Here is a 24,253-nt window from a genome sequence, read left to right as displayed (position 1 = left end):
CGGGCGTCCGGCCCGGCCCCTGACGGCCCGCCCGCCGTACGGGCCCGCAGCCGACATGCGGAGCCCCGGGAAACCGGAAGTGGAGCGATGTGGACCGCCGCCACCTGGGGTGAAGCGCGCCTGGGACGCCTACGGGCGGGGCGGCCGACATTCCGGCCGGGTGAGCGGCCACTTGCAGGGTAGGCGCGTCGTGACAGCGGAACGCATGTCCCGCCCGACGGCACCAGCGCCGATTCCGACCGCCGACCGGCACGGCACCGCGGAGGTGACACGAACGGCGGCCGAGGTGCGGTCACCGCGGCACGTGACGGGCACGTACACGGAGAGGATGAAGAGTGGACGAGACGGTCGGACGACACCCGGACCACCACACCGAGGAATCAGTGGGTGACCTCGTCTCCCGAGCGTCACAGCAGATCTCGGCACTGGTCCGTGAGGAGATACAGCTGGCCCGGGCGGAGATGACCCGGAAGGGCAGGCGCTTCGGCGTGGGAGGCGGCCTGTTCGGCGGAGCCGGCCTGGTCGGCTTCCTGGCCGCGCAGGCTCTGGTCGGAGCCCTGATCGCAGCCCTGGCCCTGCTCCTCCCGGTATGGGCTTCGGCCCTGATCGTCGCCGCCCTGCTGGCGGCCGTAGCGGCGGTGACGGCCGCTGCGGGGAAGAAGCAGATCGCCAAGGCCGGCGCCCCCGTGCCGGAACAGACCATCGACAGCGTCAAGGCCGACATGGCCGAGATCAAGGAGGCAGCACACCGATGAGCACTCCCTCCAAGGGCGACAAGGAAGCCGCCCCCACTCCCGAAGAACTGCGAGAGCAGGTCGAGCACACCCGTGATGAGCTCGGCATGACCGTGGAAGCGCTGGCGGCCAAGGCCGACGTCAAGACACAGGCCAAGGAGAAGGCGACCGAGTTCAAGGACCAAGCCGCCGAGAAGGCCGTCGTCGTCACCGACCGGATCCGGGAGACGACGGCGCACGCCGCCCAGCTGGTCAAGGACAAGACCCCGGACCCGGTCCTGGACAAGGCGGCCCATGCCGCGGCGCAGGTCCGCGAGACCGCGACCCGCGCCGGGCACCTCGCCGCCGAGAGGACCCCGGAGCCGGTCCGTGACAAGGCCGGGTCCGCCGTGACCATGGCCAAGGGCAAGCGCACCCCCCTGCTCGTCGCGGCGACCGCCGTCGTCGTCCTCGTGCTCCTGCGTCGCAGCCGGAGGCGACGGTGAAACCATCCAAGATCACCTACAGGCCGATCGGCCTGGCACTCGGCGTCGCGAGCGGCCTGATCGCCGGCGCGGCCTTCAAGCAGGCGTGGAAGGTGATCGGCCACGACGACGCCCCGGACCCCACCGACGAGAAGCGCACCTGGAAGGAGGTCCTTGTCTCCGCGGCCCTCCAAGGCGCGATCTTCGCGGCCGTCAGGGCGGCCGTCGACCGGGCGGGAGCCACCGGCGTCCGCCGCCTGACCGGGACCTGGCCCGACTGAACCGTCCCAGGGCGGCGCCGGCCCCTCCCCGAGGGCCGGCGCCGCCGCACCTCTGGAGCCTGAAGCACGGGAGGAAGTCTTGGCCGCACACAACGGACTGCGCGCCCTCACCGCCGCCGCCGCTCTCGCCACCGCCGTGCTGTTCGTCCGGCGGCGGGTGATCCGCACGGCCCGCGGCCCACACGATGCGGGCGCCGCCGAGGCGTCCTGGCGGCCGGCGGCGTCCCCACCGGACGGCGAGGGTCCCGCTCCCGACCGCGTGGCCGTGCTGCACGCGTCGTTCTCGGAGCCGGCCCTGCGGGAAGCCGACGCTCACTTGGAGCAGTGCTGGAACAAGCTCGCGTCTCTGTACCCGCACCGCGAGGGCTGACGCCGCCACGGTGAGGAACCGGGCTCTGCGGTCCGTCGTCGAGTCGTGTCGCCCGACGACGCCTTCGACCGTGTCGCAGGCCTCCATCGAGCCGGGCCTCGTTGCCGCGGCGGCACCCCCGCCGAGCCGCTGATCAAGGTTCTTCCGATTGCGCGGGCTGCCTTTCGAGATTCGCCCCGTTCCTGGCGGCTGCCGCGTGCAGCGCCCGCAAGGCGATCAGGAGGACGCCGATGTCGTCCAGGTAGACCGGGTCGGGAATGAGGTCGATCGGCGAGATCGTGTAGACCACCGCCGCCCAGAACAGTGCCTTGGACTGCAACGGGACACCGGCATCCATGAGCATCCTGCGGGCGCGGAACACACGTACGAGCAGAACGGCCGCGGCGCCTGCCACCACAAGCACGAGAACCACGGCCACGATGAGCCAAAGGGTGCTGTCCATGCCGCTCTCCTACCCCGTAACGCCCAGGCCGCGCCGGGGTACGGGCAGCGACTCGCGCTCTCTTTCGGCTCGGTGGACGAAACCCCGGGTCAGCGCACGCGCCCCCGGGCCTTCAGCTGCGCCGCCGGGACCTCCGGCGCGTCCAGTCGGCCCCCGTCGTACCCCTTCACCTCACCGAAGCGGTCGCCCGTCATCCAGTCCTCCCGCGCCTGGCGGATCTCCTCGTCCGTGCGGCCCACGAAGTTCCACCACCACTTGATCAGTCGGCGTTTCCGCAGGTCAGAGGCATCCGAGTCCGCCAAAGTCAGCAAAAGTCAGCATCAGAGTGCCTCCGGAAGGCCGATCTCGGCTCCTCGACGCCGAACACCGGTCCCCTGCCAGAACCCGCTGAGCCCCGCTGTGAGGGGGCCGTACGGACAACGGTCGGGAGGCACGCGAGGGGCCCAGGTGCATGACGGAGTCCCCAGCCTCGGGCATCATCGATGCGCAGGCGTGCCGCAGCGCACGGAAGCCGTCCTCCGCGACCGCCGCCCACCGCCGGGCATTCGCCCCCTCGGCGCACTGCGGGCCGACACCGGCCTTGGCCAGGGGCGGGCTTCCATATGCGTGTTCCACGTGGCACCACGACAGCGTCACCGAAGCGCGTGGTAAGCGGGGAAGGGCGCGGCAGGCGGACGCATGCGTCTCGCCTGCGCCCATCAGGAAGAAGCGCCTGCGCCCGGGTCCCGGTGGTCGGACGACGCCGGGCCATCGCGGTCGCGAGACCTGACCTACGACAGATCCGGGTGTCCGGGCGTAGCCTTATTTTCAGATGCTCCCGTACTGGGCAGGTCACATGGCCACGACGCATACATCACGCGGGACCGATCATCAGGACCCTTTCGGCATGACCGCGGCAGCGATGATCTTGGTGGATGCGCAGGGGAAGATCGTTGGCTGGAGCCCTGCGGCTCGTGATCTCTACGGTGCCGAGACCCCCGATGTGCTCGGCCACGCAGTGAGCGAGGTCCTGCGAGACGTTCGGGCCCAGGGTGACACGCAAGCGTTCGGGGTAGCGGAAGCCCTGGCACCCGAGGAAGCCCGGAGCGAGACCCGTACCGTTCGACGTCCGGATGGGTCGCTGGTGGAGACGGTCTTGCACATCATTCCGGTGGAGCAGGAACAGGGAAGGCCCGCCTGGATCGTGATGGCGGCGGCGGCCGCCCCCTATAGGGAGTGGATGGCCGACCAGTCGATGTTGTCCGGCCTCTTCACACAGGCGCCGGTCGCGCTGAGCGTATACGGCCCGGACGGCCGGCTCAGATGGGCTAATGCCCTCGTGCAGAAGGTCATGGGCTGGCGCGCCGACGCCGGTGAGTGGCTCGGACAGGCCAGCAGTGTGATCTATCCGCATGGCACCATCCTCTCTCCTCCGGGTTACCGCGACATGGAGGAGGTGGTGGAGCGGGTATGGCTCACCGGCGAGACCGTACTCGACGTCCACTGGCGTGGGCCCATCCCCGCCACCTCCGAGCGCCACCGGGTCTACTCGTGCTCATACTTCCGTCTCCAGGACGACGCGAGCCACCCACTCGGCATTTGTGAGGCGGCCGTCGACATCACGGAACGCTACGAGGCACAGTCTCGTCTGGCGCTGCTCAGCCGCGCCAGCGGTATTGGTACCAGGCTCGACATCGGGCAGACAGCGCAGGAACTCGCAGAGCTCGTGGTTCCGGATTTCGCCGACTCCATACGGATCGAGGTCTCGGAGACGGTACTGGCCGGAGAAGAAGCCCCGCCCTCGGCTTCCGGCGCACCGACGGCCCCCCTGCGACTCATGGTGGAGCACACCAAGGGTGATCCTTCCGTAGCGCGAAATGATCCGCTGTTGGGCGTCATCGGGGGTCCGTCGACGACTGAGCACCAACGTCTGCTCGCATTGCCTCTACTTCTCGGCGGCACTGCGCTCGGCACGGTCACCCTCATTCGGCAGCCGCCCCGCGCGCCGTTCACCGAGGAGGACCGCGCACTCGCGGAAGAACTGGCATCGCGCACCGCGGTGTGCGTGGACAACGCTCGCCGCTACGTCCGCGAGCACGCCACAGCGCTGAAACTACAGCGCGGACTCCTTCCGCATGTGCTTCCACAACCGAGCGGGATCGAACTCGCGCACCGCTACGTCCCCACCACCGGCCCTCTCGGAGTGGGAGGCGACTGGTACGACGTGATCCCGCTGTCGGGCGCCCGGGTCGGGCTGGTGGTCGGCGACGTGGCGGGGCGAGGAGTGGACGCCGCGGCCACCATGGGACGACTGCGCACAAGCGTGAGGGCGCTGGCCGCCCTCGACCTGCCGCCGGACGAACTCCTCACCCGACTCGACGACTTGGTGAGCCAGGCACGCGTGGGAATACACCGGACACCTGGCGACGAGACGACGGACAGAGCACTGGGGGCGACCTGCCTGTACGCCGTGTACGACCCCACCTCCCGCACATGCGCCATGGCCAGCGCGGGCCACCTACCGCCGGTCGCCACCGGCCGCGGGACAGGGGCCCGACAGGCTGTGGCGCTCGACCTGCCCATAGGCCCCCCGCTCGGTATCGGTGGACTGCCTTTTGAGAGTAAAGAGTTCGAGTTCGCCGAGGGTACGGTGCTCGCCCTGTTCACCGACGGAATGGTCGAGGCGCGCCACCGGGACGTGGACGAAGGAGTGGCAGACTTGTGCGGCGCGCTGGACGCCTCGACCGAATCCTTGGAGCAGGCGGCCGACGAGATCGTCTCTCTACGGGTCCAGGGATCTGCCGACGACGATGCGGCACTGCTGCTGGTGCGCATCCACGCCTTCCCCGAGGACAGCATGGCGTTCTGGCCCATCGCCTCCGACCCGGCCGAGGTCGCCGGAGCCCGTGCACTCCTCCGAGGAAAACTGGAGGAGTGGGGGCTGGACGACGCGGCGTTCGTCTCGGAACTGGTCGTCAGCGAGCTCGTCACCAACGCGATCCGCTATGGCCGCCCCCCGGTCTCGCTGCGCCTGCTCCGCGCCGCCGACTCCACCCTGATCTGCGAGGTCTCGGACGGAGGCCACACCTCCCCGCATCTTCGCCGCGCCGGCAGCGAAGACGAAGGAGGGCGGGGCCTTTTCCTGGTGGCGCAGTTCACCGGCATGTGGGGTACTCGCTACAGCGACCGGGGCAAGACCATCTGGGCCGAGATCGGGTCAGGGCAGGAGGTGCCACTGGATCTGTTCCTGGAGCCGTGAGCGCGACTCCCGACGTGTCCGTCGGCGTTCGACGCCGACCTTGTGGAGGTGCCGGCGGATCGCCCGTCGACACGCCGACACCTCCCCCGGGAATCGCGGTCGATCTAGGACGCCGCGGCGGGCACGCGCCGGCCGTCGCGCGCTCGGGAGACGAGCACGGCGACCACGATCAGCAGGGTCAGGCCGACCGAGATCCAGTAGCTCGTGCCGTAGAGGCTCTTCTCGGCGACCTCGACGTCCGTTCCGGGAACGGAGACGACCGAGGCGCTCAGCACGCCGGTGATCAGTGCCGATCCGAAGGCGATGCCGATCGCCATGGCGGTGCCGGCCACACCCGCGGCCATCCCGGCCTTCTCCTCGGGCACCGCCATCTGGGCGATACTGAAACCGGCCGCGTATCCCATGCTGCACCCGAGACCGATCACGCCGGCGCCCACGAGATAGTGCCACGGGCGGTCGTGGGCCAGCGCGAGCCAGGCGAGTCCCAGGGCGCTGAGGAGCGCCCCCGTCACGAGCACGGAAGCACCGCGCCCCTTGGCGACCAGGCGGTCGACCACCTTGCCGCCCACCACGAACATCACCGCGAAGGGCACCATGAGCCAGCCCGTCTGCAGCGCGGTGCGCCCGAGACCGTACGCGTCCCCGGGCGGGAGGGAGGAGGGAACGACCTGGCTGTACGTGCTGAGCAGCAGCAGGAAGGCCGCGTTCACGGCACCGAACACCGCCATCGACAGGCACGCCACGGTGACGAGGGGCAACTTCAGCAGCACCACGTCGAACACCGCCGCCGAGGACTTCCGCTCGACACGCACCCACAGGACGCCACCGACGACACCGGCGATCAACGGGATGACGGCCGCGCCGCCCCACACCAGGCCCTGGGTCAGGGTCAGCAGCACCGCCCCGACCCAGGTGATCAACCACACCGTGCCGAGCAGGCCGATGCGACCGCCGGACTCGGCCGGCGGGGAATGGGGGACGACCGCGAGCGAGGCGATCGTGGTCGCCACGCACGCCGCGGCGAGGATGCAGAAGAACGTGCGCAGGGACAGGGTCTCGACGATGAGCCCACCCCCGATCATGCCCACGACAATCCCGATTCCCGATGCGACGACCAGGACGCGGACGGCCGTGATGATCCCCTCCTCCCCCAGGTTCCGCCGCAGGAAGCCCAGGGGCAGCAGTTGGGCCGCACTGCCGAAGCCCATGATCGTGGACCCTATGAGCAGGGCCGGGTACGAGTCGCCCACGGCGGGGACGAGCGCTCCGACGGCAAGACAACCGGAGGCGAACACGGACGCGTTGCGATCGCCGGACACGTCGGCGAGTCGCGGAAGCAGGATGTAGCCCGCGCCTCCTCCCAGCGTGAGCAGAGTGAAGATCCACATGACGGCGGACACGGTGGCGAGTCCGTACTGCGCCTGGATGATCGGCAGGAGCGGGGGCAGGATGAACATGATCGCGTTGGTCAGGATGACGAGCAGAGCGCCGACTGCGATGAGCGCCCCTCTCCGCGGCGCACTGCGCGGCCTCAACTCCCCTGCCAGGCCGATCGGTTCGTTGATCTCGGTCATGTTAGTCTCCGAAGTGGTTGTTTGCGGGACCACGCATGCATCGGTACGGCCTGCCGCCGGAATCGGCGGGCCGTACGCATGGACGGCCGCCCGGTCGGGACTGGGTCCCGTCGATGCCCGGACGGCCTCCACCGGTGCGGCGGTGGACCTTCGGCCCACCGCCGTGAACTGCTTCACGCCGCCGTGACCGGCTACGTGCCGTGGTGCGACTCGGACCGCCGGTGCCGGCCGACGCCGCCCCCGGCGGTCACGGTGCCGTCGTCGCGGCGTCGGCCGGCACGACGGCCGTCCCTCGCGCCCGAGTGGCCACGATGGGCTCCGCCAGCACCTCGGCCCGGCCGCTGTCGTCGACGGACCTGCAGATGATCCGCAGCTCGAAGTCGACGGTCCGGCTGCGCCTCCCCTTCGACGCCAGGCGCGCCTCGGCCTCGACCACGTCGCCGCCGCGGACCGGGGCGAGGAACTCGACCGACGCGTACCCGGCGAACAGGCTCTCGTGGCCGTCGATCGTGATCGCCAGGTGCGTTCCGGCGTCTCCGAAGAGCTTCAGCCCGAAGGCCCCGTCGACGAGGTTCCCCGCGTAGTGCGCCTCGGAATGGGCGACGTAGCGCTGGTGCACGACCTTCATGCGATCTCCCTGTCGATGCGGCCGAGGCGGCGGGCGACGGTCTCGCCGTCGAGCTCGACGCCGGGGTAGCCGCGCTTGGCGAGCTCGGTACACATCCGGCGGTACTTGCCGACACCGCCCACGTAACCGAGGAAGGTCGTCGGCTTGCCGGCCACGTTCGAACCCCGGTACCAGGAGTCGGCGGTCGCGTAGAGCGTCTGGTTCACCGTGTCCTCGGTGATCTTCACCCAGTCGTCCTGGGCCTCGGCCGTCGGCTCGATGACGTCGGCCCCCGCGACCTTGGCGTGCCCGATCAGATCGGTGATCCAGTCGACGGCCTGCTCGATCGTGACCACGACGTTGCTCGCGAGCGCGGGGCTCTGCGGCCCGGCGACCATGAAGAAGTTGGGGAACCCGGCGGCCATGATGCCCAGGTACGTCCGGACCCCGTCGCTCCACGCGTCCTGCAGCCTGCCGGCCTCCGGAGTGGAGACGTTCAGCGCGAACAGCGGGCCGGTGAAGGCGTCGAAGCCGATCGCCAGCACGATGGCGTCGACCTCGTAGGAGCCGCCCTTCGTGACGATGCTGTCGCCCGTCATGGTGTCGATCGGCTCGTCGCGCAGGGAGACCACCGAGACGTTGGGCCGGTTGAAGGTCTCGTAGTAGTCGGTGCCGAAACAGCTGCGCTTGGCGCCGAGTGGGTGGAAGCGGGGTTCGAGGACGGCGGCGGTCTTCGGATCGTGGACGATCTGGCGGATCTTCTCGCGCACGAACTCCGCCGCGGTCTCGTTGGCCCTCTCATCGGTCAGCAGATCGGAGAACTCGCCGCCGACGCCGTTGAATCCGCTGCGCACATAGGCCCGTTCGTAGCGCTCGCGCCGTTCCTCGTCGGAGACGTCGAACGCCGCGGCGTCCGGGATGCGGTCCGGGATGCCGCCGAGCGAGTGGCGGCACTCCTCGCGGATCGCCGCGTAGTTGCTCTTGATCTCGTCGACGTAGTCCGCCGACAGCGGGGTGTTCCGGGCGGGGAACACGTAGTTGGGGGTGCGCTGGAACACGGTGAGGTGCTCGGCGACCTCGGCAATGAGCGGAATGCACTGCACCGCGGACGATCCGGTGCCGATCACGGCGACGCGCTTGCCCGCCAGGTCGCTCAGCGGGATGTTCCACCGGCTCGTCGAGACCGTGGTCCCGGTGAAGTTCTCCAGGCCCGGCACGTCGAAGTCCTTGGGCGCCGAGAGACCGCCCGAGGCGGCGAGCAGATGGCGGCCCCGCCGGGTCTCGCCGGAGTCGAGGGCCACCTCCCAGAGCCGCTCGTCCGGGAGCCAGGTCGCGGAGGTCACCTTGGTGTTGAAGCTGAAGTGCCTGCGCAGGTCGAAGCGGTCCGCGACGTGGTTGATGTAGCTCAGGATCTCGGCCTGCGGGGCGAAGCGCTCGCTCCACGTCCACTCCTGCAGGAGCTCCTGGCTGAACGAGTAGGAGTAGTAGACGCTCTCGACGTCGCACCGGGCGCCGGGGTACGTGTTCCAGAACCAGGTACCGCCGACATCGGGCGCAAGCTCGAATCCTGCGAATGTCCAGCCCTTCTCGACGGCCTTGTAGGCCGCGTAGAGGCCTGAGAATCCCGCACCGACGCAGAGGAGGTCGACGACGGGTGCGGTGGGTGGAGCGGTCTCAGTCATGCGTGTGCCTTCGGATAGTCGAAATGCGGATGACATCTGGCCGTCAGGGCTTCGCCTCGGCGGGGGCCGTTCGCCCCTCGGCGCATCAGAGCGCATGTATTAGTCAAACGACTTAGTCGTATGACCAACGGAATCTAGCCATGCGCTCGGATGCCGTCAACAGCCGGACGCGAGTCGGTTCGCCCCGGCTGCCCGCGCTCAGGCGCCGGCGATGCCCCGCAGATGGCGCGCCACCTGCGAGATCGCCTCGTCCGTCCTGGCGAACACGCCCACTTCGGTGAAGAAGCCGTGGAAGACGCCGGCACAGCGGGTCACGGTGACCTCGACGCCGTCGCGCCGCAGCCTCTCGGCGTAGGCCTCGGCGTCGTCGCGGAGCGGGTCGACCTCGGCGGTGAGGACCAGCGCCGGCGGGAGGTCCCGCAACGATGCGGCGCGCATCGGGGCGGCGTAGTGATCGACCGCTCCCCCGTGATCCGGACCGAGGTACTGCTCCCAGAACCAGCGGGCATCCGCACTGGTCAACAGGGGGGCGTCGGCGAACTCCACCCAGGACGGGGTGGCGAACGCATCGTCGACGGCGGGGTAGACGAGGACCTGGGACACGGGGCGGGCGAGCCCGAGATCCCGGAGCTTGAGGCACAGCGCGGCAGCGAGGTTGCCACCGGCGGAATCTCCCCCGACGGCGATCACGTGCGGATCGACACCGAGCCCGGAAGCCGATCGGCGCAACCAGGCGAACGCGTCGAGACAGTCGTCGAGCGCGGCCGGATAGGGGTTCTCCGGCGCGAGTCGGTACTCCAGGGAGAACACCGCCCACCCGGATCGGGCGGCGATCGCGCGGCAGACCTCGTCCACCCCGTCGAGGGTGCCGAGAACGAAGCCGCCACCGTGCAGATAGACCAGCACCGGGCGCGGTCCGGCCGACGGCGGCGCGTCGTCCGGGTGGTAGAGGCGTGCGCGGAGCTCGCCGGAGCGGGCTGGCAAGGTCAGGCGTTCGACCCGGTCGAGAGGCGTGATCGGCTGCTCCGACGGCGGGGTCGCCAGGAGCTTCCGCGCCGCTTCCGCCCCCAGTTCCCGTACGGGCTTCTTGAGGGTTCCGGCGATGACCTGCGCCACGTACTGCGCATCGGCGTCCAGCCGGTCCCAGTACGACGGATTCACTTCATTCACTGCGGGGCCTCCCCGAAGTCATTGACAGGTGGCGAGCTGTACCCCACCATCCTAGTCACCTGATCTAGTCAGTTGACCATGATGATCACGGTCCATCCGAGATCCGAAGCAGCCGATTCGCGGCGCGCGTGATCTCCCGAAGTCGAAAGGACTGGAGGATGACCGAAACCACGACGGCCCCTACGGTGTCCGGCGCAGCGACGGCCACAGAGGTCGACGTAAGGATCGAGGACGATGCGACTCCCCTCGTCCGGTTGATCGGCCGCACCCTGCGGGATTCCGCCCGCGCGGGCCATGCGCTCCAGGCACTGCGGAAGCCGGCCGCCACGGTGGCGATCCGGTCCCACGAGACGCCGCAGGCGGCGACGATCACCTTCGCCGGAGGCGTCATCGAGGTCTCGAGCGGAGTCCTCGTCGAACCCGATGCCACGATCACCGTCGACCTGAACGCCCGGTTCGCACCCGCCGACGTCCCCTCGGGCGACGCCGAGCTCGCCGCGGACGCGCTGCTCGCGCTGTCGCCGCCGGTGCCGGACTGGCAGACGGCCGCCGAGCACTTCTGGACCGCCGCACGCTCCGTACCGGGGATTCCGGACGTGCTCATCGCGGTCACCGAAGGCCCCGACGGCCTGGAGCAGGTCGTGCTCGGCGAGGGCTCGACCCATTACCTCATCGCCGGAGCCCCCGAGACGCTCGCCGGCGTGTTCTCCGGAGCCGACGACCTTATCGCCGTTCTCTCCACGGGTGTGCTCGGGATCCAGGGCACCCTCTCCCAGCTGTCGGTCATGGTCGGCGCTTCCTGGAAGGTTCGTTACGATGTCTGAAATCACCCGATCCGCCAAGGGAGTTGACGCCCCCGACGCCACGACTCGGGCCGTCCGGATCGAGGCGACGAACCACGACGGCTCGTTCCTCGGCAAGACCCTGGCGCCGAAGAAGTTCGCCTCGGGCACGGACTCGGGGTTCGCCTTCGCCGACCTCCTGTTCGGCCTGGACCTCGGCAACGCCCCGGCCTTCGGCTTCGCCTATCCCGACTGGCGCGGGCATCTGGACGACGTCTACTTCCGCCCCGACATGTCGACCCTGGTCGAGTGGGAGCCGGGCCTGGACGCCGTGATCGGCGACTACTGGCTGAAGGACGGCACACCGGTCCCCATCTGTCCGCGCAACCTGACGAAGAAGATGGTCGACCGGCTCGCCTCGCTCGGCTTCACCGCGACCGTCGCCGTCGAGATCGAGGCGACCGTCTTCGAGGAGTCCATCCACGAGGCGCGCGCCCGCGGATACCGCGGCCTGACACCGCTCGGCGGGAGCGCGGGAACGGCCTATCACCTGGCGAAGTCCAAGGACTGGACCGGTTACATGAACGCCGTCGCCGACCGGCTCTCCGCGGTCGGCATCGAGTGGGAGGCCTGGAGCGACGAGGACGCCGCGGGCCAGATCGAGATCAACCTGGCGCCCGGCGACCCGATCACCGTCTGCGACGCCTGGGCGCGGACCCGCCAGATCATGCGCGAGGTCGCGTTCGACCTCGGGCACACGGTCACCTTCATGGCCAAGCCCACCGCGGGCTACGGGCAGGCCTCGCACATCAACCTGTCCCTCCAGCGCGACGGCGTCAACGCGTTCTACGCGGAGGAGGGGCCGTCGGAGGCGATGCGCCACGCCGTCGGCGGTCTGCTCGCGACGATCGAGGGCAACACCTCGATCGTGCTCCCGCAGATCACCTCGTACCGGCGCCTGGTGGACCTCAGCGGCCCGCCGGTCACCGCCACCTGGGGCATCAGCAACAAGACCACCGCGGTCCGGGCGGTGTGCGGGCACCCCTCGTACTCCCGCCTGGAGTACCGGGTCCCCGGCGCCGACGCGAACCTGTACCTCGCGCTCGCCGGCGTGCTGGCCGGCGTGGTCGCGGGTCTGGAGCGCAAGATCGAACCGCCGGAGCCGGTCAGCGAGATGGCGTGGTGCCTGCCGCCCGGGGAGATCACCCGGCTGCCGGACACCATCACGAAGGCCGCCGCCGCGCTCGAGGCGGACCCGGTCCTCCGCGACCTCCTCGGCGCCGAGTTCGTGGACTACTGGGTCGGAACGCGCCGGTGGGAGTGGATGCAGTTCCACACCGCGGGCGGGGACCCGTTCGCCGAACTCTCCGAGTGGGAGTCCGCCCGATACTTCGAACTGCCGTGAGCACGACGGGCGACACCCCGACCGCGGTGCGGCCGCTGATCGGCATCACCGGCCGACGGATCCGGCTGGACCTCATCAAGGGTGCGGACCGCCGGTACGGCGACCGCTGCGCCGACAGCTACATGTCCGACTACGCGATCCGGATCGCGCGGGCCGGCGGCCTCCCCGTGCACCTCGCGTACGAGACGGATCCGGAGGCGGTCTGCCACTGGCTGGCCGGCGTCGTCGTCACCGGCGGGCAGGACCTGCACCCGGCGTGCTGGGGAGGGGACCCCTCCGTGGTCCGCGACGTCGACCCGCGTGCGGACCCGATGGTCCACGACGTCGAGCGGGACGGGTACGAGCTCGCGCTCGTACGTGCCGCGCTCGACCGGGGGATTCCGGTGCTCGCCGTGTGCCGGGGCATGCAGGTCCTCAACGTCGCGCTCGGCGGCACGCTCGTCGCCGACCTTCCGCCCGGCGAGGTGCGGCACCTGTCGCAGGAGGCCGCGCTCACCGACGGTACGGACGATCACGTCGTGACCTTCGAGGCCGGCTCGATCGTGGCGGGACTGTTCGGTGAGCGGGCCGTCACCAACTCGTGGCACCACCAGGCCGTCGATCGCTGCGGCACGGGGCTTCTCGTCACGGGTCGGACGGCCGACGGCGTGGTCGAGGCGGTGGAGCTTCCGGACGCACCAGTTCTGGGAGTCCAGTGGCACCCGGAATGGATGGAGAGCGACGATCCGACGATGACGTGGATCGTCGAGGAATCCGTCAAACGCCTGTGACGAGGCCGACCCGAGGGCATCGGCGTGCTGCCGGCGGGCAGCTGCACTCGGGTCCGGTCAGGGGCCGTCCAAGGCCCGTGATCAGGCGAGCTTCGCGGCCAGCCACGCGTCGAACACATCGGCGACGATCTCGGCCTGCTCGGCGGCTCGGGACCGGTCGGCGTACGTCAGCCAGTTCACGACGAAGCCGTCCGAAAGGGTCCCGATGACGTAACCGATCTGGTCGATCGTCTCGGGCGGGACGTTCTGTCCGGCGGCCGCTCTCGCGAGGATCGATCGCACGACGTTGAACGCCTCGTTGTACACGGTCACTGCCGGGTGCTCTTCCTGGCGTTGTGCCCAGCTGATCAGCTCGAAGCTCGCGGACGCGAATTCCGGATCGGACTCGAGATACCAGTTCAGGAGTCCGCGGAGGATCGCACGCGCGGTCGCGACGAGGTCGCCGTGCACATCGTTCTCGATCAGAACCTCGCGGTACCGCTCCGTCAACCTCTCGAAAACGGCTGCGAACAGCAGCTCCTTGGTCTGGAAGCAGTAGTGCAGCGTGGCCAGCGGGGCCTTCGCCTGTTCGGCGATACGGCGAGTCGTCGCACCGTCGACGCCGTGGCTGGCGATCACTTGGATGGCGGCGTTCACCAGGTCGTTGCGTCGCTCGGCCGCCGGTACGCGTGCCACATCTGCCCCCTGCCTGAGTTGGACGTTTGATCAAGTCGCCACCCAGGCTACCAGGCGGTTTGTCCGTCTCCACCGACTCCGCAGCCCCAGGTCGAAATAGTTAGTCATATGACTTGATCGGATGACCAAGATGAAGCAGCATGACTCTCATCCCCACGCGAAGACCCGATGCCGCCGGCATCGACTGGAGGATTGACCATGTCGAACCCAGTACTCGCTCGCATCACTGCCGACACGCCCCCCGAGGAGGCAGTCGAGATCATCCTGCGAGACGGCGGGGTGATCGTCGAAGGGCTCTTCGACGACACGGTGATCGCAGGCCTCAAGAACGACCTGGATCCCGTGCTCGACGTGGTGGACACGGGGCACGACGAGGTGTTCGCCGGCAACCGCACGCGCCGGGCGGGCGGCCTGTTCGCGAAAACCGAGCACATGGTCACCGTGGCGCTGAACCCGCTGTACCACCGAGTCGCCGAGATCATCCTCAACAAGCCGATCGACGTCTTCTTCGGAGAGGACGCGGTGCCGAATCCCGCGGGAATGCACATCGGCGCCACGATGGCCATCAAGATCGGCCCCGGCCAGGGTGCGCAGCCGCTCCACCGCGACGATTCCGTCTGGCTGTGGCGGCATCCGGACTACCAGCGTGAAGCCCGGGTGCAGATCATGGTCGCGGTCAGCGACTTCACCGCGGAGAACGGCGGAACGCTGGTGATTCCCGGGTCGCACCTCTGGGACGACCACCGGGCGCCCCGGCGCGAGGAGGCGGTCCCCACCGAGATGAAGGCGGGTTCCGCGCTCATCTGGATCGGATCGACCTATCACGGCGGCGGCGAGAACACGACCACGGACACCCATCGTTTCGGGCTTTCGATGGGCTGGGACCTCGCCTTCCTGCGTACGGAGGAGAACCACTTCCTCGCGTACAAGCTGGAGCAGATCCGGAAGCTCCCGGAAGAGATCCAGCGCGCCCTCGACTGGTCGTCGGAGCACTACCTCGGCTGGGCCGAAGTCGCCGGCCAGATGTCCGACCCCATGGACCTGCTCAAGCGGGACGACTACACCTCCCTCGACGCCGGCCTGCCCACCACGCTCTGACGAGGATCAAGGAACCGAGGAAAAATGGCATTCAGAGACCTGCTTTTCCTGCTCGCCGACGTCTGGATGATCGTCGTCGGATTCACCTTCGGGTGGAAATTCATTCGGAATTTCAAGAACTACCTTCTCGGCCTCGAATGGATCATCGTCGCCACCTCCGGGTCGAACTTCCTCGTCTATGCGCTCGTGGGCGCCGACGAGACGAGTCCCATGTACACCGTCGCGTACTTCTTCGACCAGTTCTCCCGGTCGGTCGGCATCACGTTGATCCTCGTCATGGGCCTGATGCAGGTGACGCACCGGTACAAGCCGTCCGTGGGGACGGACGTCGGGGTGTTCGTGTTCGCCGCCGCGGTCGGACTCTTCCTGCTGTTCTTCAGCGGGAAGCTCGGCGTGGGGGCCGCGATCTTCCTCATCGTGGTCAATGTTCTGACCACCCTGTTCCTGATCTACTTCGCGAGGCGGCTCTGGTCGATCGGCGCGAAGGGAACGGCCATCGGCGTGATTCTGGCGACCGCCGCCGCATGCGTCATCGCCTGGACGTACGACTTCGTCCACATTCCGGGTGACGACGCGGCGCACACCCTCTTCTACATCGGCGCGCTGAGCACCTGGGGATTCCAGATGTTCACCTACTACTTCGCCTACCGCGCCCTGCACAGGCACAACGAGTCGGTCGGTGCGGAGCCGAACCGACGCGAGCAGAGCCGTGCCGGTGCCGGGGAGCAGTCGTGGTCGTGAAGGAAACGCCCCAGCGAGAGGGAGACGCGGCCCCTCGCCGTCCGCAGCCGGCCGTCAGGCCCGAGCAGATGGGAGAGGACCCGTCCATCGCGACGCTGACCGGGTTGCTGGCCGAGCGTGCGCGGCGATCACCCGATCGGGAGTTCCTGCGCTTCGGCGACGCGTCCTGGACCTTCGCCGAGATCGACGCCTGGACCTCCAGGCTGGCACATCGGCTGATCGAGGTGGACGGCGTCCAGCCCGGCGACCGTGTCGCGATCATGCTCCCGAACATCGTGCACTGGCCGGTCGTGTGGCTGGCCGCGCTGAAGGCCGGCGCTGTGGCGGTACCGGTCAACTCCTCGTACAAGCGGGCCGACCTCACCTTCCTCCTGCGGGATTCGGGAGCCCGGGTCGTGTTCGCCGATCACGAGCGGGCGGGTCTCCTGAAGGAGGTCGCCGACACCGAGACCGATCTGGCGGGCCTGCGCGTCGTCGACGTCGCCGCGGACGGGTCCGCGCCCTTCCCGGCGACCGCTCCGGCGGTGCGCCCCACCGCCGGGACCTTGGCGAACCTGCAGTACACCTCGGGCACCACCGGCTTCCCCAAGGCGTGCATGCTCACCCACGACTACTGGGTGCGGCTGGGCTGGACCTGTGCCGCGGTGACCGGCCTCGGGTCCGACGACGTCCTGCTCACCGCTCAGCCGTTCTCCTACATGGACCCGCAGTGGAACACCGCGCTCGCCCTGACGATCGGGGCCCCGCTGGTCGTGCTGCCCCGGTTCTCCGCCTCGGGCTTCTTCGCCGACGTCCGCCGCCACCGCGCCACCTTCTTCTACGTGCTCGGGTCCATGCCGACGCTGCTCTTCAAGCAACCGCCGCACCCCGACGACCTGGACAACCAGCTCCGTCTGGTGCTCTGTTCGGGCATCCCGGTCGGGATCCACGCGCAGCTGGAGGAACGCTGGGGCGCGCCGTGGCGGGAGATCTACGGCATGACCGAGACCGGCGTCGACCTGTTCGGTTCCGTCGACGACACGAGCTCCGTGGGGAGCGGGAGCCTGGGGCTTCCGGTGCCGACGAAGCGGATCCGGGTGGTCGATCCGCAGGGAGTCGATCTGCCCGACGGCGAGCCCGGCGAGCTGATCGTCTCGGGCAGGCCGATGATGCTCGGCTACTGGAACCGTCCGGAGGACACCGCCCGCGTGCTGCGGGACGGCTGGCTGCACACCGGCGACGTCGTCGTCCGCCGACCGGACGGGGGCGTCCGGCTGGTCGGCCGGATCAAGGACATGGTGCGTCGTGGCGGCGAGAACATCGCGAGCGCCGAGGTCGAGGCCGCTCTCGAACGTGACGAGGAGGTCGTGGCCGCCGCCGTCGTCGCCGAACCCGACGAGACCTTCGGCGAAGAGGTCAAGGCCTTCGTCCAGCTCTCCGTCGGGGTGCCGGCGGACCGCACGACCGCCGCGCGGCTCGTCGACCGGGCCGGCCGGCAGCTCGCCCGTTTCAAGGTGCCGCGCTACGTGGAGTTCGTCGCCGACTTCCCGCGGACGCCGTCCGAGCGCGTGTCCAAGCCGGCGCTCAAGGCCCGCGCCGCGGCCGAGCCCGGCGTCACCTTCGACCTGGGTGCCCGGCGCGGCTCTGCGGGCGCGCCCGCCGCCCAGTCGTCCACCCCGTCCGCGGACGTCCTCGACGTCGACGTCGTACGGGGCGTGGCGGTGCTGACCCTGCGCCGTCCGGAGAAGCTGAACGCCATGGACGTCGCCACGCGACGCCGACTCGCCCAGGTCATACGGAAGTTCGGGGCCGGCGAGAGCGTGCGCGGAATCGTGCTCACGGGTGAGGGCCGGGCGTTCTCGGCCGGCGAGGACCTCCAGGCGCCGCCCACCTCGTACGAGGAGATGCGGGAGGCGTTCGAGACCTTCCACGACATCACCCGCGCCGTCGTGGAGACACGGGTCCCCGTCATCGCGGCCGTGAACGGTCTCGCGGTGGGCGGCGCCTCGGAGATCACCCTCTGCTGCGACGCGCGGATCGGCAGCCCGGCGGCGGAGTACTACCAGCCGGAGAACGGCCGGGGCATCACGATCTCGAACGCGTCGAGCCTGCTGCTGACCCGGATCGTCGGGAACCACGCGATGCGCATGGTCCTCGGCTCGCCGCGGATCGGTGCCGAGGAGGCCCTGCGGATCGGTCTCCTGGACGAGGTCGTCGCGCCCGGCGAACTGGTCGACCGCGCGGTTGACCTGGTCGTCGAGTGGACGCCGGAGAACAACACGACGGCGCTCCACCTCGCGCTCCTGCGGCCGCGGCTCGACGAGATCGAGCAGGCCTTCGCCCGTGAGGACGCCGCCGCGCGGGAGACCTGGGAGAGCGGGGTGTTCAGGGCGGGCGTCGAAGGCTTCTGGGCCGCGAAGGGCACCGGCAAGTAGCTCGGGACAGGGGCCGGTACGGCCCCTTCCGCAAGGAACGACTGAGGAGAAGAAGTGATCGACACAGAGGCCGCGGTGCTCACCGCGGTGAACGAACCGCTCGAGATGACCGCGATCCAGGTGGACGATCCCGAGCCCGACGAGGTACGCGTCGCGGTCTCGCACGTGGGCCTGTGCCACAGCGACCTGCACTACATGACCGGCACGGTGCCGACCGACCTGCCGGTGGTGGTGGGTCACGAGGTGGCCGGTGTGGTCGAGGCGACCGGCTCCGCGGTGACCGGACTGCGTGTCGGCGACCGTGTGGTCGGGGCGCTGACGCCGTCGTGCGGCCGGTGCGTCAACTGTGAGGCCGGCCGGTCGACGCAGTGTCGGCGCGTGGCGGAGGTCCGTCGTCGCCCGCGTCCCGCGTTCCAACTGGCGGACGGCAAGCCGGTCGAGCGGCTCGGCGACGTCGGCGCGTTCTCGCGGCACACCCTCATGCGGGAGAACGCGCTGGTGAAGCTGGACGACGCGGTGCCGCTGCACGTGGGGTGTCTCCTGGCGTGCTGTGTCATCACCGGCGTCGGCGCCGTCTTCCGCGGTGCCCGGGTGCGTCCGGGAAGCACGGTGGCGGTGATCGGCTGCGGCGGCGTCGGGTCGGCCATCATCCAGGGAGCCAGACTGGCGGGGGCTTCGGCCGTCGTCGCGATCGACCTGGACGAGGCGCGACTCGAGGCCGCCCGCGGCTACGGCGCGACGCACGTCGTGAACGGGGGCGCCGAGGACGTCGCCGCGGAGGTCCGGAAGCTGTTGGGCGACGGGGTCGACTACTCGTTCGAGGCCGTCGGCTCGGCGCGCACCGCGGCCACGGCGCTCTCGGTGGTGCGGGAGACCGGCACCGCGTGCCTGGTGGGCATCGCCCCGGCGGGCACCGAGCTCAAGGTGCCCGCCTCGGACTTCTTCTTCGGCGAGAAGCGCCTCATCGGCTCGTACATGGGATCGGGTCAGGTGCGCCAGGACATCGTCCAGCTCGCGCGCCTCTACCAGCAGGGGCGGCTGCTGCTGGACGAGATGGTCACGCAGGTCATCCCGTTCGGCGAGATCAACGAGGGCTTCAAGGCGATGCGCAGCGGTGACGTGACGCGCGTCGTCGTCGACCTCAATGCCTGACCAACAACGGATGCAGAGGTGACTCACATGTCGAGCGGCGAGACGACGATTCCCCAGCCGGTGAACTACATAGCGGACGCCTGGAGCGACTGCGAGACGATCCGGGGCGAATGGAACGTCGACCCCAACACCCGGGAACCGGTGCACCGCGCGGTCACGACCGGATCCGAAGACGTCGAGCGGGCGCTGCGGCACGCCGAGGGCGTGTACGGCGTCGGCCGGTGGGACGACGAGGCCCGCCGGGAGCGTGCCGACGTGCTCGAACGCGTCGCCGCGCTCATCGAGACCCGGGTCGAGGACATCGCCCGCACGGACTCCCTGACCAGCGGTGTGCCGATCGGCGTCACCCGGAAGGTGGCGGCGTTCCTGCCCGCCAGGATCCGGGCGACGGCGGCGGATCTGCTGAACATCCCCCGGGTGCGCGCTCTGGCGGCGGGCGGCCGCGATGTCCGCCTGTACAAGGTCCCGTGGGGGCCGGCCGCGATCCTCACGCCGTGGAACGGCCCGAGCTTCATCCCCGCGGCGAAGGTCGTGAGCGCGGTCGCGGCGGGCTGCCCGGTGATCCTGAAGCCGTCGGAGCACGCCCCGGGCAGCGCGCAGATCATCGTCGAGTGCTTCGTCGAAGCCGGGCTGCCCAGCGGCGCGCTGCAGCTCGTGCACGGACGGGGCGACGTGGGCGCCGCACTGACCGGTGACCCGCGCGTCAAGGTTCTGTCGTTCACCGGTGGTCCGACCGCCGGCCGGGCGATCGCCCGGGCCGCCGCGGAGGACTTCAAGGTCCTCCAGCTGGAGCTCGGCGGCAACAACCCCGCGCTCGTCCTGGACGACGCCGACGTCGAGGTCGCCGCCGACGGGATCTTCGAGGGCATGACCAAGCTGAACGGCCAGTGGTGCGAGGGACCGGGTAAGGTGCTCGCCCACCGGAGCCTGGTGGAGCCGCTGCTCGAAGCGCTGACCGCGCGCATCTCCAAGGTCGTGATCGGTCATTCGCTCGACGAAGGCACCGAACTCGGTCCGATCTCGAACGCGCCGCACTTCGCGACGCTGGAGAGCCGGATCGAAGGCCTGCGCGCCCTGGGGGCGAGCGTCCACCGGCCGGCCCGGCTGCCCGAGCTCGACGGGTTCTTCCTCTCGCCGACCGTCGCCGCCGGGGCCGACCCGGCGAAGGCCACCGCGGAGCTGTTCGGTCCCGTGGTGTCGCTGCACGCCGTCGATTCCGACGAGGAGGCGCTGCGCATCGCGAACGCCCACCCCTCGGGGCTCGACGCCTATGTGTTCGGCGGCGACACGGAGCGCGCGATCGAGGTCGGCTCGCGTGTGCTGTCCGGCGAGGTGCGGGTCAACGGCGCCAAGCTCGCCGACCTCGGCGACGATTCCGCGCAGAGCTTCTGGGGACCGTCCGGCATCGGCGGTCACGGCCCCGCCGAGTCGGTGCGCGTGTTCTGCGGTGACCGGGTGGTCGGAGTCGACTCGCCGGACCTTCCGCTGTGAAACGCGCCGCTGTCGTGTCCGGGACGCGGGTGAACGACGCAGCGGCTGAGGGCTGACGTCTTCGACTCAGCCGTCGAGATCACCCGATGACCAACCCAGAGCCGCTGGAGAACCACCTTGCTGAACCTCTCGATCCTTCTCGAAGACTCCGCCCGCACGTTCCCGGACCGGGACGCACTCGTGCTCGGCCCGACCCGGCTGACCTACCGCCAGGTCGACGAGGCGGCGAACCAGGTCGCCAACCTGCTGGTGTCCCGGGGCATCCGGCCCGGCGACAAGGTCGCCCTCAGCTGCCCCAACCTGCCCTCCTTCCCCATCGTCTACTACGGCGTGCTCAAGGCGGGTGCCGTCGTGGTCCCGCTCAACGTCCTGCTCAAGGGCCGCGAGATCGCCTACCACCTGGACGACGCGGACGTCTCGGCGTACTTCTGCTTCGAGGGAACTCCGGAGCTGGCCATGGCCTCGGAGGGCCATGCCGGATACGAAGAGGTCGGGACGGTCGAGCACTTCTTCGTCATCACCGCCGACCAGGAGGCGCCCAGCCCGATCGCCGGTACCGAGACGCTCGGTCAGGCACTCGCCGGCATGAGCACCGTGTTCGAGTCGGTGGTCAGGGAGCCGACCGACACCGCGGTCATCCTCTACACGTCGGGAACGACGGGCCAGGCCAAGGGCGCCGAACTCTCCCACGCGAACACGATGATGAACGTGCTGGCCAACAACCGGTTGTTCCGCAACGAACCGGCCACCGACAGCCATGTGGTGTGCCTTCCCCTGTTCCACACCTTCGGCGCGACGGTGCAGATGCACGCGGGGTTCTCGGTCGCGGCGACCTTGCACCTCGTGCCGCGCTTCGCCGCCCGTGAGGTGGTCGAGCTCATGAGCCGCGAGGTCATCACGTTCTTCGCGGGTGTTCCGACCATGTGGTGGGGGCTGCTCAACGCCCTCTCCGACGACGTCGACGTCCGTCGGATCGCCGGCAACCTACGGATCGGCATCTCCGGTGGGGCGGCCCTGCCTGTCGAGATCATCAACCGGGTCGAGCAGCGCCTCGGCGTCACCGTGCTCGAAGGGTACGGGCTGTCCGAGACCTCGCCCGTCGCCACGTTCAGCGACCCCCGGCTCGAGTCCCGACCGGGCTCGATCGGCCTCCCGATCTGGGGTGTGGAACTGAAGCTGATCCGACCGGACTGGACGGAGGTCACCGAGGCCGGGGAAGTCGGCGAGATCGCGATCAGGGGCCACAACGTCATGAAGGGCTACTACAACCGCCCGGAGGCGACGGCCGAGGCGATCCGTGACGGATGGTTCCGCACCGGGGACCTCGCACGACGCGACGAGGACGGCTTCTACTACATCGTCGACCGGGCCAAGGACCTCATCATCCGCGGCGGCTTCAACGTCTACCCCCGCGAGATCGAAGAGGTGCTCCACACCCATCCCGCGGTGAGCCTCGCGGCGGTCATCGGCGTCCCGCACGACAGCCACGGCGAGGAGATCAAGGCCTTCGTGATCCTCGAGAAGGACGCCGCACTCACCGCCGACGACCTCGTCGCCTGGGGCAAGGAGCAGATGGCCTCCTACAAGTACCCCCGCATCGTCGAGATCGTGTCGAGCCTGCCGATGACCGGCAGCGGAAAGATCCTCAAGCGCCGGCTGGTCTGAAGCCGAGCCGCTGCCCCGTACAACACGAAGCAAGGAACCGTGAGATGAAGACGGACAACGTCGAGTACACCACCTTCACCGGATGGGTCGACCCGCCGGGCGACGTCCGGTCCGCCCTGGAGGAGGACGTCACCTGTGAGGTGGTGGTCGTGGGCGGCGGACTGGCCGGGATGTCTACGGCGCTGCGGCTGGCCGAGCGCGGCCAGGACGTGGTGCTGCTGGAGGCCGAGTTCTGCGGCCACGGCTCCGCCTCGCGCAATGCCGGACAGCTGGCAGGTGCCCCGGGCGGCGACATCCAGTTCCTGAACATCCTCTACCCCAGGAAGTTCCCCGGCATCGTCCGGTTCGCCGAGAACTCCGCGCACTTCGTGGAGCGCCTGATCGAACGGCTGGACATCGATTGCGACTACGAGGCCACCGGCAACGTCTGCGCCGCGGTTTCCCGCGGGCAGATGGGCCGCGTGCGTCGCGTGACCAAGATCCTGCAGAAGGCCGGCGGGAAGGTCGAACTCGGCACGAGTGCGGAGCTGGGCATCCCCCGCGGATTCCTCGGCGGCTTCCGCGAGTCCGTCGGCGGGATGATGAACCCCGGCAAGTTCAGCCTGGGCATCCGCCGCGCCGTCCTCTCGTCCAGTGCCCGGGTCTTCGAACGGACGAGGGTCACCGACATCACGCGGGACGGCGGTCGCATCACCGTCAGGACACCCGGCGGTGAGGTGCGCGCGAACAAACTCGTGCTCGCGACGAACGCCTTCGGCGGCGAGCTGTCGATCACTCCGAAGCGCCTGTCCGTGCCCATCTGGGTCACCGAGGTGGAGACCGAGCCCATCGACCCCGCACGCCTGGCCGCGCTCGGCTGGACCAGCCGGTCGGGGGTGGTCACCCAGCACAACTTCATGGAGAACTACCGGCTCACCTCGCGCAACACGATCGTGTTCGGCGTCCGCCGGATCCAACGGGGGAAGAGCTACCCGCTTCCCCTGAGGAAGCCGGACGAGGCGGTCGTCGCCGACCTCGCACGCGGCTTCGAAACCCGCTTCCCCGCGCTGGCCGACGTCGCAGCCGCTCGAGCCTGGGGCGGATGGATCGGGATCACGACGTCGTGGCTGCCGCTCGCCGGCAACATCGACGACAACGTCTTCTACTCGGTCGCCTGCAACGGCCACGGCCTGGCCCAGGCGCCGTACCTCGGCTCGCTCATCGCCGACCACATCGTGGACGGCGAACAGCACGAGGACCTGAAGGCTCTCTGGGTGAAGAAGCCCACGTTCGGACGCCCCATGATGATGGGCGCTCCAGGGCTGCGGACCATCTGGGCCGTCGACCGTTTCAACGACCTGGTCAACGGCAGCCGACGGAACGCCCGACGCGGCGCGGCCCCGGTGAACTGACCGGGCCCGGTGACGAAGGGCGGCCCTCAAGCAGGAACTCCGCCGCGCCCCGTGGCCTCGGGGCGCGGCGGAGAGCCATGCCGGTCGCCGAGAAACGCGACCGTGAA

Annotated in this window: 21 protein-coding genes and 1 pseudogene; 15 read left to right on the top strand and 7 right to left on the bottom strand. The window is 69.5% G+C overall.

Annotation, left to right across the window (positions count from 1 at the left end):
• Positions 1–335 precede the first annotated feature (335 nt).
• From MRBLMG1_RS28925 to MRBLMG1_RS28910, 4 genes are all read left to right on the top strand, one after another.
• Positions 336–755, top strand: a complete 420-nt coding sequence (locus tag MRBLMG1_RS28925; RefSeq protein WP_367827081.1) for a phage holin family protein — start codon at positions 336–338, stop codon at positions 753–755.
• The gene (locus tag MRBLMG1_RS28920; protein ID WP_367827080.1) at positions 752–1,219 is read left to right on the top strand and encodes a DUF3618 domain-containing protein; all 468 of its coding nucleotides are present in this window, start codon (positions 752–754) and stop codon (positions 1,217–1,219) included. The genes MRBLMG1_RS28925 and MRBLMG1_RS28920 overlap by 4 nt, the downstream gene beginning before the upstream one ends.
• The gene (locus tag MRBLMG1_RS28915) at positions 1,216–1,479 is read left to right on the top strand and encodes a DUF4235 domain-containing protein (RefSeq protein WP_367827079.1); all 264 of its coding nucleotides are present in this window, start codon (positions 1,216–1,218) and stop codon (positions 1,477–1,479) included. The genes MRBLMG1_RS28920 and MRBLMG1_RS28915 overlap by 4 nt, the downstream gene beginning before the upstream one ends.
• 79 nt (positions 1,480–1,558) lie before the next feature.
• Positions 1,559–1,849, top strand: coding sequence for a hypothetical protein (locus tag MRBLMG1_RS28910; protein ID WP_367827078.1), 291 nt, complete (start codon positions 1,559–1,561; stop codon positions 1,847–1,849).
• A 133-nt stretch (positions 1,850–1,982) separates the two neighbouring features.
• On the opposite strand, the gene MRBLMG1_RS28905 is transcribed toward MRBLMG1_RS28910, so the two are convergent.
• Together MRBLMG1_RS28905 and MRBLMG1_RS28900 are read right to left on the bottom strand one after the other, a co-directional pair.
• Positions 1,983–2,291 (bottom strand): YkvA family protein, encoded by a 309-nt coding sequence (locus MRBLMG1_RS28905; protein ID WP_367827077.1) that lies wholly within the window; start codon positions 2,289–2,291, stop codon positions 1,983–1,985.
• Positions 2,292–2,380: 89 nt separating this feature from the next.
• A pseudogene (locus MRBLMG1_RS28900) lies at positions 2,381–2,542 on the bottom strand (pirin); the annotation flags it as partial.
• A 635-nt stretch (positions 2,543–3,177) separates the two neighbouring features.
• Between MRBLMG1_RS28900 and MRBLMG1_RS28895 the strand changes: the two are divergent.
• A complete protein-coding gene (locus MRBLMG1_RS28895; RefSeq protein ID WP_367827076.1) occupies positions 3,178–5,529 on the top strand; it encodes an ATP-binding SpoIIE family protein phosphatase in 2,352 nt (783 codons plus the stop codon).
• 104 nt (positions 5,530–5,633) lie between these two features.
• On the opposite strand, the gene MRBLMG1_RS28890 is transcribed toward MRBLMG1_RS28895, so the two are convergent.
• The 4 genes from MRBLMG1_RS28890 to MRBLMG1_RS28875 form a co-directional block, all read right to left on the bottom strand.
• The gene (locus MRBLMG1_RS28890) at positions 5,634–7,103 is read right to left on the bottom strand and encodes an MFS transporter (RefSeq protein WP_367827075.1); all 1,470 of its coding nucleotides are present in this window, start codon (positions 7,101–7,103) and stop codon (positions 5,634–5,636) included.
• Between the two features lie 247 nt (positions 7,104–7,350).
• Positions 7,351–7,731: a hotdog domain-containing protein gene (locus MRBLMG1_RS28885; protein ID WP_367827074.1), complete on the bottom strand. Its 381-nt coding sequence runs from the start codon at positions 7,729–7,731 to the stop codon at positions 7,351–7,353.
• Positions 7,728–9,392: a flavin-containing monooxygenase gene (locus tag MRBLMG1_RS28880; protein ID WP_367827073.1), complete on the bottom strand. Its 1,665-nt coding sequence runs from the start codon at positions 9,390–9,392 to the stop codon at positions 7,728–7,730. Before MRBLMG1_RS28880 ends, MRBLMG1_RS28885 begins: the two co-directional genes overlap by 4 nt.
• A 198-nt stretch (positions 9,393–9,590) precedes the next feature.
• Complete coding sequence (locus tag MRBLMG1_RS28875) at positions 9,591–10,562, bottom strand: alpha/beta hydrolase (RefSeq protein ID WP_367827072.1); 972 nt, start codon at positions 10,560–10,562, stop codon at positions 9,591–9,593.
• Positions 10,563–10,720: 158 nt separating this feature from the next.
• Here MRBLMG1_RS28875 and MRBLMG1_RS28870 point away from each other — a divergent pair, with 158 nt between their 5' ends.
• From MRBLMG1_RS28870 to MRBLMG1_RS28860, 3 genes are read left to right on the top strand one after another with little or no spacing between them, the layout of a single operon-like run.
• A complete protein-coding gene (locus MRBLMG1_RS28870; RefSeq protein WP_367827071.1) occupies positions 10,721–11,386 on the top strand; it encodes a hypothetical protein in 666 nt (221 codons plus the stop codon).
• Positions 11,379–12,749, top strand: a complete 1,371-nt coding sequence (locus tag MRBLMG1_RS28865) for a glutamine synthetase family protein (RefSeq protein ID WP_367827070.1) — start codon at positions 11,379–11,381, stop codon at positions 12,747–12,749. Before MRBLMG1_RS28870 ends, MRBLMG1_RS28865 begins: the two co-directional genes overlap by 8 nt.
• Complete coding sequence (locus MRBLMG1_RS28860; protein WP_367827069.1) at positions 12,746–13,519, top strand: gamma-glutamyl-gamma-aminobutyrate hydrolase family protein; 774 nt, start codon at positions 12,746–12,748, stop codon at positions 13,517–13,519. Before MRBLMG1_RS28865 ends, MRBLMG1_RS28860 begins: the two co-directional genes overlap by 4 nt.
• An 81-nt stretch (positions 13,520–13,600) precedes the next feature.
• Here MRBLMG1_RS28860 and MRBLMG1_RS28855 read toward each other — a convergent pair whose 3' ends face one another.
• Entirely contained in the window at positions 13,601–14,194 is a 594-nt protein-coding gene (locus MRBLMG1_RS28855) for a TetR/AcrR family transcriptional regulator (RefSeq protein WP_367827068.1), read from the bottom strand.
• Positions 14,195–14,392: 198 nt separating this feature from the next.
• On the opposite strand from MRBLMG1_RS28855, the gene MRBLMG1_RS28850 reads away from it, so the two are divergent.
• The 7 genes from MRBLMG1_RS28850 to MRBLMG1_RS28820 all read left to right on the top strand — a co-directional run bounded on the left by MRBLMG1_RS28850 (position 14,393) and on the right by MRBLMG1_RS28820 (position 24,146).
• Entirely contained in the window at positions 14,393–15,292 is a 900-nt protein-coding gene (locus MRBLMG1_RS28850) for a phytanoyl-CoA dioxygenase family protein (RefSeq protein WP_367827067.1), read from the top strand.
• Between the two features lie 24 nt (positions 15,293–15,316).
• On the top strand, positions 15,317–16,033 hold the full coding sequence (locus tag MRBLMG1_RS28845; RefSeq protein ID WP_367827066.1) for a transporter: 717 nt from the start codon (positions 15,317–15,319) through the stop codon (positions 16,031–16,033).
• Positions 16,034–16,101: 68 nt separating this feature from the next.
• Positions 16,102–18,447: an AMP-binding protein gene (locus MRBLMG1_RS28840; RefSeq protein ID WP_367827065.1), complete on the top strand. Its 2,346-nt coding sequence runs from the start codon at positions 16,102–16,104 to the stop codon at positions 18,445–18,447.
• A gap of 54 nt (positions 18,448–18,501) precedes the next feature.
• Positions 18,502–19,599 (top strand): Zn-dependent alcohol dehydrogenase, encoded by a 1,098-nt coding sequence (locus MRBLMG1_RS28835; RefSeq protein ID WP_367827064.1) that lies wholly within the window; start codon positions 18,502–18,504, stop codon positions 19,597–19,599.
• Between the two features lie 27 nt (positions 19,600–19,626).
• Entirely contained in the window at positions 19,627–21,090 is a 1,464-nt protein-coding gene (locus MRBLMG1_RS28830) for an aldehyde dehydrogenase family protein (RefSeq protein ID WP_367827063.1), read from the top strand.
• Positions 21,091–21,207: 117 nt separating this feature from the next.
• Complete coding sequence (locus tag MRBLMG1_RS28825) at positions 21,208–22,755, top strand: long-chain-fatty-acid--CoA ligase (protein WP_367827062.1); 1,548 nt, start codon at positions 21,208–21,210, stop codon at positions 22,753–22,755.
• 44 nt (positions 22,756–22,799) lie between these two features.
• Positions 22,800–24,146: an NAD(P)/FAD-dependent oxidoreductase gene (locus tag MRBLMG1_RS28820; protein ID WP_367827061.1), complete on the top strand. Its 1,347-nt coding sequence runs from the start codon at positions 22,800–22,802 to the stop codon at positions 24,144–24,146.
• Positions 24,147–24,253 lie beyond the last annotated feature (107 nt).

The sequence above is a fragment of the Streptomyces sp. LMG1-1-1.1 genome (assembly GCF_040815545.1).
Classification (GTDB): domain Bacteria; phylum Actinomycetota; class Actinomycetes; order Streptomycetales; family Streptomycetaceae; genus Streptomyces.
The sequence above is the reverse complement of the archived record's forward strand: the minus strand, read 5'-3'. Positions and strand labels throughout refer to the sequence as shown.